This window comes from Dyella flava, assembly GCF_016904955.1.
Taxonomy (GTDB): domain Bacteria; phylum Pseudomonadota; class Gammaproteobacteria; order Xanthomonadales; family Rhodanobacteraceae; genus Dyella_B; species Dyella_B flava.
In genome coordinates, this window is the sequence record NZ_JADIKE010000038.1 from 331877 (window position 1) to 340803 (window position 8927).

The 8927-nt window shown below is 63.4% G+C and carries 12 protein-coding genes; 4 read left to right on the forward strand and 8 right to left on the reverse strand.

Annotated elements, in window-relative coordinates; all coding sequences use genetic code 11:
- Positions 1-50: 50 nt before the first annotated feature.
- The 3 genes from ISP19_RS17235 to ISP19_RS17245 are packed head-to-tail and all read right to left on the reverse strand — an operon-like array spanning position 51 to position 1549.
- Positions 51-569, reverse strand: a complete 519-nt coding sequence (locus tag ISP19_RS17235; protein WP_204683649.1) for a DUF3106 domain-containing protein — start codon at positions 567-569, stop codon at positions 51-53.
- A gap of 3 nt (positions 570-572) precedes the next feature.
- On the reverse strand, positions 573-965 hold the full coding sequence (locus ISP19_RS17240) for a hypothetical protein (protein ID WP_204683650.1): 393 nt from the start codon (positions 963-965) through the stop codon (positions 573-575).
- A complete protein-coding gene (locus tag ISP19_RS17245; RefSeq protein WP_239556891.1) occupies positions 962-1549 on the reverse strand; it encodes an RNA polymerase sigma factor in 588 nt (195 codons plus the stop codon). Before ISP19_RS17245 ends, ISP19_RS17240 begins: the two co-directional genes overlap by 4 nt.
- 204 nt (positions 1550-1753) lie before the next feature.
- Here ISP19_RS17245 and ISP19_RS17250 point away from each other — a divergent pair, with 204 nt between their 5' ends.
- A complete protein-coding gene (locus ISP19_RS17250) occupies positions 1754-2062 on the forward strand; it encodes an NAD(P) transhydrogenase subunit alpha part 2 (RefSeq protein ID WP_204683652.1) in 309 nt (102 codons plus the stop codon).
- Positions 2062-3516, forward strand: coding sequence for an NAD(P)(+) transhydrogenase (Re/Si-specific) subunit beta (locus ISP19_RS17255; protein WP_204683653.1), 1455 nt, complete (start codon positions 2062-2064; stop codon positions 3514-3516). The genes ISP19_RS17250 and ISP19_RS17255 overlap by 1 nt, the downstream gene beginning before the upstream one ends.
- Here the strand turns inward: ISP19_RS17255 and ISP19_RS17260 are convergent.
- Complete coding sequence (locus tag ISP19_RS17260; protein ID WP_204683654.1) at positions 3513-3956, reverse strand: hypothetical protein; 444 nt, start codon at positions 3954-3956, stop codon at positions 3513-3515. The two genes, ISP19_RS17255 and ISP19_RS17260, sit on opposite strands and share 4 nt — an antisense overlap.
- 200 nt (positions 3957-4156) lie before the next feature.
- Between ISP19_RS17260 and sufT the strand changes: the two genes are divergently transcribed.
- Entirely contained in the window at positions 4157-4714 is a 558-nt protein-coding gene (gene sufT, locus ISP19_RS17265) for a putative Fe-S cluster assembly protein SufT (protein WP_204683655.1), read from the forward strand.
- A 46-nt stretch (positions 4715-4760) separates the two neighbouring features.
- Here the strand turns inward: sufT and ISP19_RS17270 are convergent, their stop codons facing one another.
- Positions 4761-5249: an asparaginase domain-containing protein gene (locus ISP19_RS17270; RefSeq protein WP_204683859.1), complete on the reverse strand. Its 489-nt coding sequence runs from the start codon at positions 5247-5249 to the stop codon at positions 4761-4763.
- Positions 5250-5310: 61 nt separating this feature from the next.
- Positions 5311-6954 (reverse strand): acyl-CoA dehydrogenase family protein, encoded by a 1644-nt coding sequence (locus ISP19_RS17275; protein WP_204683656.1) that lies wholly within the window; start codon positions 6952-6954, stop codon positions 5311-5313.
- A 117-nt stretch (positions 6955-7071) separates the two neighbouring features.
- Between ISP19_RS17275 and ISP19_RS17280 the strand changes: the two genes are divergently transcribed.
- On the forward strand, positions 7072-7857 hold the full coding sequence (locus ISP19_RS17280) for an acyl-CoA thioesterase (protein WP_204683657.1): 786 nt from the start codon (positions 7072-7074) through the stop codon (positions 7855-7857).
- On the opposite strand, the gene ISP19_RS17285 is transcribed toward ISP19_RS17280, so the two are convergent.
- Together ISP19_RS17285 and wrbA are read right to left on the reverse strand one after the other, a co-directional pair.
- The gene (locus tag ISP19_RS17285; RefSeq protein ID WP_204683658.1) at positions 7854-8210 is read right to left on the reverse strand and encodes a DUF2069 domain-containing protein; all 357 of its coding nucleotides are present in this window, start codon (positions 8208-8210) and stop codon (positions 7854-7856) included. The genes ISP19_RS17280 and ISP19_RS17285 overlap by 4 nt on opposite strands.
- The gene (wrbA, locus tag ISP19_RS17290; RefSeq protein ID WP_204683659.1) at positions 8207-8806 is read right to left on the reverse strand and encodes an NAD(P)H:quinone oxidoreductase; all 600 of its coding nucleotides are present in this window, start codon (positions 8804-8806) and stop codon (positions 8207-8209) included. The genes ISP19_RS17285 and wrbA overlap by 4 nt, the downstream gene beginning before the upstream one ends.
- Positions 8807-8927 lie beyond the last annotated feature (121 nt).

Here is an 8927-nt window from a genome sequence, read left to right on the forward strand (position 1 = left end):
CGATGCCATTGCGTGGATATCCGCGCTTTTTGCTGGCTAATGGACGTTGATCAGCGTCCCGGCATGCCGAAGGCATGCTTGCCGGGCAGGGTCGAGTGCGGTCCCATATGCTGCAGCCACTGCCGCCGTTCTTCCGGGCTTTGCTCCTGCCATTGGCGACGCAGCGCGTCGCGCTGTTCGGGCGGAAGCTGCTGGAAGCGTTTGAACGCGTCGTGCAGTTCCTGCTGCTTGGCAGGCGTAAGCGTGTCGTAGAGGTGCTGGTTCTGACGCGCCTGTTCGCGCTGTTCGGGCGTCATCTGTTGCCAGCGTGCGATGCGATCACGAATTTGCTGCTGCTGTTCGGGCGGCAGCTTCAGCCAGTCCTGGGTGCGCTCCAGCATATGTTCCTGGCGCTTGGGCGGCAGGGTGTTCCACTGCGATTGCAGCGGTTGGAGCATGTTCTGCTGGGCAGGGCTAAGCGTGTTCCAGGGATGCGTCATGCCCTGGTTTTGCGCATACGACGGCGCCGCGGCCATCAGGCCGAGCGTGAAGGTGAATAGCGAGGGCAGGCAGAGTCGTCGTAGCAACATGGATCAACGTTTGGACTGGTTGTTGCTGCCGTTGGCAGCGAGCCAGCTGTAGAAATCGAGATTCTGGTAGAGACCAGGATCCGCCTTGTCAGCGCCGGGCGGCAGCTCGCTGTCCGGATCGGTGGCAGTAGCCATCGCAGCCGGCGCCTGGATGCTGTCGGTCTGGTGCGGTGTCGGTTGCCAGATCATCAATGCGGCCAAGGCCATGACCGCCAGCGCACCGACGGGCAGCAGCATGCGCGCACGGTGGTGCGACGAGCCGTGCGTCGAGGCGGCCTCCAAGGCAGTGCGCCGCGCCGCGCGCAGACGTCCGGCGGTGGCCGGGTCCATGCGCTGGGCCGCTTCCTGATATAGCGCGCGAGCGCGCTTTTCGAATTGCTTGTCGGACGAGTTCATCGCCACGCCTCCAATTCCTCACGCAGGTGTTGCATCGCCCGCGAGAGATGTGTTTTCACGCTGCCCTCCGAGCAGCCCATTACCTGGGCGGTTTCCGCCACGTCCAGACCTTCCAGCACCCGCAGGATGAAAGCTTCCCGTTGTCGTTGCGGAAGCTGCTTCACCGCTGCGGCCATGTCCGCGTAAGACTGTTCGCCATGCAGTTTTTCCAGTGGATCCGGGCCGTTGTCGGCCGGTTCCCAGGCGGGTAGTTCATCACCGTCGTCATCGTGGCCGCCGCCAAGCCAGCCCACCACGATGGAGCGCACCTTGCGGCGGCGCTGCAGGTCTACGATGCGGCGGCGCAGGATGCCCCAGAACAGCGGTGTCCATTCCTCGGCGGGTTTGCCACGGTAATGCTTGACCAGTCGGAGCATGGCGTCCTGTACGGCATCCATGGCGTCTTCCCGGTTGCCCAGATGCAGTTCGGCCATACGGAAGGCACGCCGCTCCATGCTGGCGAGGAACGCATCCAGGGAGGTGGGTACCGCCCGGCCGTCCTGCGCAAGAAGTTCCGCCTCGAACACCGCCGAGACGCTATTCATAGCGTTTTGCTCCGAATCGTCAGGGCGAGCATTCCGGGGCTCCATCTGTTCGACTCTCGACATCAACGCGCAAGCCCCGCCTGGGTTGACCAGGGTCGCCCAGGACAAGTCTGATAACAGGGCGTAAACGCCTGTACGGCATGGATCAGTGCAACCCAGTCACCGTATGATGGGCCAGCTGCGACTGATTGGCGGGGAAAACACATGCTCGACGGGTTCCTGGCGCTTTACATCTTCATGCTGGCGGCATTCACGGGATACGAGATCATCGCGCGGGTGCCGGTGATCCTGCATACCCCGCTGATGTCCGGCTCTAACTTTATACATGGCATTGTGCTGGTTGGAGCCATGATCGCGCTAGGCCATGCCCGAACCCCGTTCGAGATGGCCATTGGCTTCATTGGGGTCCTGCTCGGCGCCGGCAATGCCGCCGGTGGCTATGTGGTGACTGAACGGATGCTGGAGATGTTCAAGTCCAGCAAGCCCGGGAAGGGCCGCGGGGAGGCTAAGTGATGGCCTGGATACAGACCCTGATCGACGCCTCCTATTTCCTCGCTGCTCTTCTATTCATTCTTGGTCTTAAACGCATGAGTTCCCCGCGTACGGCGCGGGGCGGCATCGTGTGGGCCGGCTTCGGCATGTTGCTGGCGGTGGTCGCGACCTTGCTGCTGCCCGACCTGGCTCATCGGGTACTGATCATCGTCGCCGTGCTGATCGGCGTGGCGGCTGCCTGGTGGTCCGGCCGCCGGGTGGCGATGACTGCCATGCCGCAAATGGTGGCGCTCTATAACGGCATGGGTGGTGGCGCGGCGGCGGCCATCGGCGCCAGCGAACTGGTGTCCCATGTGCAGGATCTGGCCGCTCTGAATGGCGTTGCGGTATCCGACAACGGGTCGCTGCTGCATGCCGCGGCAGCTATCGCGCCGCTCAGTCCGGTCGCGCTGGTACTGGGCGTGCTGGGTGCGCTGATCGGGTCGGTGAGCTTTTCCGGCTCGCTGATCGCCTTTGCCAAGCTGCAGGGCTGGCTGGACCGGCGCTTCGTGTTTCCCGGGCAGCGCGTGGTGAACATGCTGGTGCTGGCGGCGGCGGTGGTGATCGGCGTGATGCTGGCGACCGGGCACCTGACGCTTGCGCTGATTTGCGCGTTCTTCGTGCTCGCCCTGTTGTTCGGCCTTTTGATGACGCTGCCGATTGGCGGCGCGGACATGCCGGTGGTGATTTCGCTCTACAACGCTTTTACCGGCCTGGCGGTGGCGTTCGAAGGCTTCGTGCTGCATAACGAGGCGATGATCATCGCCGGCATGGTGGTTGGCGCGGCCGGTACCTTGCTGACCCAGTTGATGGCCAAGGCGATGAACCGTTCGCTGGGCAACGTGCTGTTCGGCAATTTTGGTGCTGCGGCCGGGGCATCGGCACAAGCCATCGGTGGCAGCCAGAAGCCCATCGAAGCGGCTGATGCCGCCGTGATGATGGCGTACGCCGAGCGGGTGGTGATCGTGCCGGGTTACGGCATGGCCGTGGCTCAGGCGCAACACAAGGTGTGGGAGTTTGCGCAATTGCTGATCGCGCGCGGGGTCAAGGTGAAGTTCGCCATCCATCCCGTTGCCGGCCGCATGCCCGGACATATGAACGTGCTGCTTGCCGAAGCGGGCGTGCCTTACGACCTGATCGCCGACATGGAAGACATCAATCCCGAATTCCCCGCCACGGACGTGGCGCTGGTGATCGGCGCCAACGATGTCGTCAACCCGATGGCCAAGACCGATCCTTCCTCGCCGATCTACGGCATGCCGATTCTCGATGTCGCCGAGGCCAAGCAGGCGATCGTGGTCAAGCGCGGCAAAGGCACCGGCTTTGCAGGCATCGAGAACGCGCTGTTCTATGCCGACAATGCCCGCATGCTGTATGGCGATGGCCAGGCTGCCGCAGGCCAGCTTGTTTCCGAATTGAAATCGTTGGATGGCTAGCCGGCCGGCCGCTTCGCGGCAGGCGGCCTACGTAGCGCCGTGACGATGGCGATGACCACGCCCACGGCGCACCAGGCCATGTCCAGCGGGCGCAGGCTGATGCGGGCAAAATCCAGCAGCATCGACAGGCCAGCGGTACGCATGGTTTCGACCAGGCCATAGCCGGTCATGAGCGAGATATTCACGGCAGAGATCAGCACGCGGATATAGAAGCTCGCGATCACGGTTGCCAGCGCCGCCAGCAGGGCCGCATGCCACCCGCGTCCCTGCACCCACTGTCGCACAGCGATGGCGAGCAGCCAGCCGGCGGGCACGGCCAGCCAGGGCAGGGGCCGGTGCATGACCACCGTGGGCAACAACCAGACCGCGCCAGCCGCCAGGCCCAGCATGACGCTGCAAAGCAGTGCGAAACATTCGCCGACAATCTGGCGCACGATCATGGTTGGCAGCTCACGGTCACGCAGTCCTGCGGGGGCAAAGCATTCATCTTAGCGTGGACGGGCCGCATTTCTCAGTCGGCATCCCTCTTGAGATTCAGCACTTTCAGCCTGATGTGGGGGACATGTCCTACAGGTGGCCGGCATAATAGAAGGCCGGACGAGCCGCTGGATGGCTTTCCATAACGATGACTTGAGATGGCATGAGCGGTTTCAGCCTTAGCAGCGAACCCTTCACCCTGGCACGGGACTGCAGCGCAGTCATGGTGCCGCAGGGCGAAAGCGTCACCCTACCGGCGGGTCAGGTCGGCTATATCACCCAGGCGCTGGGCGGTAGCTTCACCGTGTACGTGGAGGGTAACCTGTTCCGCGTTGCCGGCAACGATGCCGATGCGCTGGGCAAGGAGCCGCCGCCGCCGCTGGAACTGGCCGCGGATGCCAGCGACGCCGATGTCGAGAAACTGGTGTGGCAGCAACTGCGCACGGTGTTCGACCCGGAAATTCCGATCAACGTGGTCGAGCTTGGGCTGGTCTATGACGTAAGCCTGGAATCCGTATCCGCGGACCAGCGCAAGATCTACGTAAAGATGACGCTGACCGCGCCGGGCTGCGGCATGGGTGACGTGCTGATCGATGATGCACGCACCAAGCTGGAGCTGATTCCCACCGTGGTCGAGGCCGATGTGGATCTCGTCTTCGATCCGCCGTGGAACCATTCGATGATGTCGGAAGCGGCCAAGCTCGAAACGGGAATGCTCTAACATTTTCTTCGTCTCCCCGCGTTGAGGCGGGGAGACGGCGCTACCGTCAGCGCACTTCTTCGAATCGGTTCGCGTCGCGATTCTTGCGAACCTTGGTGGGATCCCACACGCGGCCGTTCATCGCGATGTAAACACCTTCCGGCAGCGTCTGCACTGCTGCCACGGCGCAACCGATGTTGAACACGGCATCCGAGCCCTGGAAACGGGCGGGATTGAGCGCACCGGTCAGTACGATCACCTTGCCCTTGATGCTGGCGAGTTCCTTGGCGGTTTCCACCATCGTGTCCGTACCATGCGTCACCAGTACGTAGCGGTGCGGCTGCGCTTCGATGGTGGAGCGGATCAGCGAACGGTCTTCGTCGTTGATGTGCAGGCTGTCCTTGCGCAGGATCGGGATCACATCGAACTGGAACGCCACGCCAAGCTGGCTGAGGATCTCGCTGATCTGCGGTGCGCCGATCTTGTAGTCCGACTTGTCGTCGAAATAGATCTTGTCGATGGTGCCGCCGGTGGTGACGATGGTCAGATGCTGCATGATCGTTATGCCGAGGGGGTGGATGCGCATTTTAACCATTCCGCAGGCCGGGCGTAGCGCGTTACTCCAGGAGCAGGCGGGTGTCCTCGCCATTGATGTCGGAAAGGCGCAGCAGTCCGTGGCCGAGGAAGCGCCGCAGCGCGGCCGCCGGACGTTCATCGCCGCGCGAGGAAGACCATGCAGCCTGACGCGCCATCAAGGCCGCGGCGGCGCAACGTGCGAGTGTTGTCGCAATACCGCGCGCACCGGCCTCCAGCACGCTGCGTTCTATCTTTTGCGCATCGAGATGCGTAGCCGTCGCATCAAGCGCGGCGTGTACCGCGAATGACGCCTGTGCGTTGTGTGCTTCGCTCAGCCAGCCGGCGATGACCTTGCGCAACGCGGCGAAGCTGTTGTTGCCGGCGAGCGCGCGCAAGCTATCCAGCGACAGCACATTGGTGGTGCCTTCCCAAATGGCGTACACCTGCGCGTCGCGCAACAGTTGCGGCAATCCGGTGTCTTCGATGTAGCCGGCGCCGCCAAAACACTCCAGGGCCTCCGAGCACAGGCTGACTGCCATCTTGCCAGTCCACAACTTGGCCAGCGGCGTCAGCAGGCGCAGCGATGCGGTTTCCTGCAGGGTGGCGACCTGCTGTTCGACGCGTCCCAACAGGTACGCCACTTCGAATGCGAGCGCAAACGCGCCTTCGAATTCGGCCTGCATGTCGGCGAGTGTTTGCCCGTGCAGCGGTTGCTCGATCAACGCACGGCCAAAGACTTGCCGCCGCCGGGCGTAATCGCGCGCCAGGCCGATGGCGCGCGCCATGCTGGCAACTGCGCAGATGGCATTCCAGGTGCGCGTGACATTAAGCATGGGTGCGACTTGCCGCACACCGTGCGCGAGTTCGCCCAGTGGCCATGCGGGCAGGCCATCGAGATGGATCTCCGCGGTCGGCAGTTCCTGTGTACCCAGTTTGTCTTTGAGGCGATCGATGATCAGCTGTGGCTTGCGCTCAACACCATCCATGGTTTCCACGTAGAACAAAGCGAGGGCGGCGGGTCCTTGCCCTGTGCCTTCCGGGCGCGCGAGCGCCAGCGCGGCTTCGCCCACCACGGCTGAACTGAACCACTTGCGGCCATACAGTCGCCACTGGCCATCCGCATCCTGCTTGGCCACGGTCTCGGTATTGCCGACATCCGAGCCGCCGGTGTTCTCGGTCATCCATTGTCCGGACAGCCAGAAATCGTGTGCGTTGCGACTGAGAAGATGCGGAAGTGCGCGATCGATCAGCGAGGTGTTGCCGGATGCTTTCAGGGCAGTCGCTGCGCCATCGGTCATCGCCAGCGGACACGTATAGAACTCGCTGGCGATGTGGTAGACGTAGACACGGGCAAATTCGGCAAGCCGCGCGTGCTCATGACTTTCATGGCCCGACGCCAGAATGGCGTGGCGCGTGGTGAGTTCCGGGCCCTCCAGCCACGCAGTGGTCAATTCGACCCGATCAACGCGACGTCCCCAGGCATCCCACTGTGTCAACACCGGCTTGCGGCGAACGCTGCGTTGGCTGCGCTCGAAGGTCATCTGTGCGTAATCAGCCAAGGCGTCGAGATCGGCATCCAGGGCGCCGCGACGCTTGGAGGGAAAAACGCGATCGAGCAATGCGATCAACAAACGGTCGCCACGATAGGGGTGCGACAGTTGCGGAGCGTCTTGCAGGAATCCCATGACAGCCACCTCGTGGAATCGTCGATGCCAGTATAGGCACGATTGCGGCTCGCGCCGTTGCTGCGCCGCGACGAGCGCTTCCGGTAGCATCGCGGTCTTGAGCTTAGAGGCAAGAACATGCGATTTTCGGAAGTGTTGAAGAGCGTCCGTCGCGATGGCAAAGCATGGATTGCGACGATCAGCGAAGACTGGCTGCAAGGCCGCAGCGCCTTCGGTGGCATGCAGGCAGCCTTGGCGGTGCGGGTCATGCGCGAGCTTGTGCCGGCGGACGTGCCGCTGCGTAGCTTGCAGGTAGCTTTCATCGCGCCGGTTTCCGCTGGAACCGTACGCATGACGGCCGGCATTCTGCGTCGGGGCAAGAGTGTGATGCAGGTCGAAGCGCGCTTGATGGATGGCGATACGACTGCGTGTCTGGTCATCGGCATTTTCGGTGCGGCGCGAGAATCCAGGTTGCGCATCTGGCCGGCGCAACCGGACGTCGAGGCGATGGCCAAACCCCACGTGCTTCGCTACGTGCCCGGCCTGTTGCCGCAGTTCACCCAGCACTTCGATGCGCGGTGGTTGCAGGGAGACATCCCTTTCACCAGCAGCACCAAGACGACCCAGATCGTTGAAGTGGGTTTGAAGGATGATGGCGTGGCGGACGAGGCTCAGGTGATTGCGTTCGCCGACTTCATTCCGCCCGTTGCGCTCTCGATGCTTGATCAGCCGGCGCCCGGAAGCTCATTGAGCTGGATGCTGGAACTGTTTGCCGATCACCGAGGCCTGCCATTGAGCGGCTGGCGCATCGACGCGCAACTGCAGGCTGCGCAAGACGGCTATACCAGCCAGCAGGTCATGCTGTGGGGACCTGGCGGTGAGCCGGTGGCCTTGAGCCGCCAGAGCATGGTGGTGTTCGGTTAATCCGGCCGTGGCTTGCGCTTACGTTTCACGCCCGCGCCCAGCGCCCCAATCAACAACAAGGTCAGCAGCACTTCCATCAGCGCAGGCCCGCGCTCCTGGGTTGAACTCCAACCTTCTGCGATGCCATGGCAGAAATAGAACAGGCTGAGGATGCCGGTCCACAGCAGCGCACGGCGCGGGTTGCGGATGGCGAAAAAGGGCAGCAGCAGCGGGATCACGGTGATCGCCAAGGCCAGCCCTTTCGACATCTGCTGTGGCGGAAACAGCCATGCGTACCACGCGCATTGCAGCGCGATGAGCGCGATCCAGGCAGCGAGGCCAAGGCGGGACGTCGCGGATAACGGTGCGCTCATGCGTTCATCGCCAGCCTGCGCGCGGTATCCGCCAGGCGCCGGCCCAGGGCACGTGCCAGTTCGCGTTCATGCTCGCTGATCGCGTTGTCGCCCTTGGCGCCGGCGACATGGCTGGCGCCGTAAGGCGTGCCGCCGCTCAGTGTGCTGCTCAGCGCCGGCTCGGTATAGGGAATGCCCAGCAGCAGCATGCCGTGATGAAGCAGGGGCAGTGCCATGCTCAACAAGGTCGATTCCTGGCCGCCGTGCATGGTGCTGGTGGCGGTGAATACCGCGGCCGGTTTGCCGACCAGCGCGCCGCTCGCCCATTCGGCGCCGGTGCTGTCCAGGAAATACTTCAACGGAGCGGCCATGTTGCCGAAGCGAGTTGGGCTGCCCAGCGCAAGGCCGGCGCATTCGTACAGGTCCCGCAGGGTTACATAGGGCGCGCCTTCTTCGGGCTCCGGAGGTTGGGCGACTTCGGTGACCGGGGCTACCGGGGGCACCTGGCGCAGGCGCGCGCGCATGTCTGGGACTTCTTCCACCCCGCGGGCGATCAGGCGAGCCAGTTGGGCGGTATGGCCGTTGCGGCTGTAGTAAAGAACCAGAATGTCACTCATTGAGCTTGGGGCGAAGGAATGTCCGATCCATTCTACGTGGGCGTTGCCGTTCCTGTCTGTTCGCAGACCACAGCGCTGTCGGCGCGCGGCTTTTCGGAGCATCCCCCGCCGGGATGGGGTA

Coding starts and splice junctions, on each gene's coding strand:
- ISP19_RS17235 (WP_204683649.1), bottom strand. CDS start 569: ATGTTGCTACGACGACTCTGCCTGCCCTCGCTATTCACCTTCACGCTC.
- ISP19_RS17240 (WP_204683650.1), bottom strand. CDS start 965: ATGAACTCGTCCGACAAGCAATTCGAAAAGCGCGCTCGCGCGCTATAT.
- ISP19_RS17245 (WP_239556891.1), bottom strand. CDS start 1,549: ATGAATAGCGTCTCGGCGGTGTTCGAGGCGGAACTTCTTGCGCAGGAC.
- ISP19_RS17250 (WP_204683652.1), top strand. CDS start 1,754: ATGCTCGACGGGTTCCTGGCGCTTTACATCTTCATGCTGGCGGCATTC.
- ISP19_RS17255 (WP_204683653.1), top strand. CDS start 2,062: ATGGCCTGGATACAGACCCTGATCGACGCCTCCTATTTCCTCGCTGCT.
- ISP19_RS17260 (WP_204683654.1), bottom strand. CDS start 3,956: ATGATCGTGCGCCAGATTGTCGGCGAATGTTTCGCACTGCTTTGCAGC.
- sufT (WP_204683655.1), top strand. CDS start 4,157: ATGAGCGGTTTCAGCCTTAGCAGCGAACCCTTCACCCTGGCACGGGAC.
- ISP19_RS17270 (WP_204683859.1), bottom strand. CDS start 5,249: ATGCAGCATCTGACCATCGTCACCACCGGCGGCACCATCGACAAGATC.
- ISP19_RS17275 (WP_204683656.1), bottom strand. CDS start 6,954: ATGGGATTCCTGCAAGACGCTCCGCAACTGTCGCACCCCTATCGTGGC.
- ISP19_RS17280 (WP_204683657.1), top strand. CDS start 7,072: ATGCGATTTTCGGAAGTGTTGAAGAGCGTCCGTCGCGATGGCAAAGCA.
- ISP19_RS17285 (WP_204683658.1), bottom strand. CDS start 8,210: ATGAGCGCACCGTTATCCGCGACGTCCCGCCTTGGCCTCGCTGCCTGG.
- wrbA (WP_204683659.1), bottom strand. CDS start 8,806: ATGAGTGACATTCTGGTTCTTTACTACAGCCGCAACGGCCATACCGCC.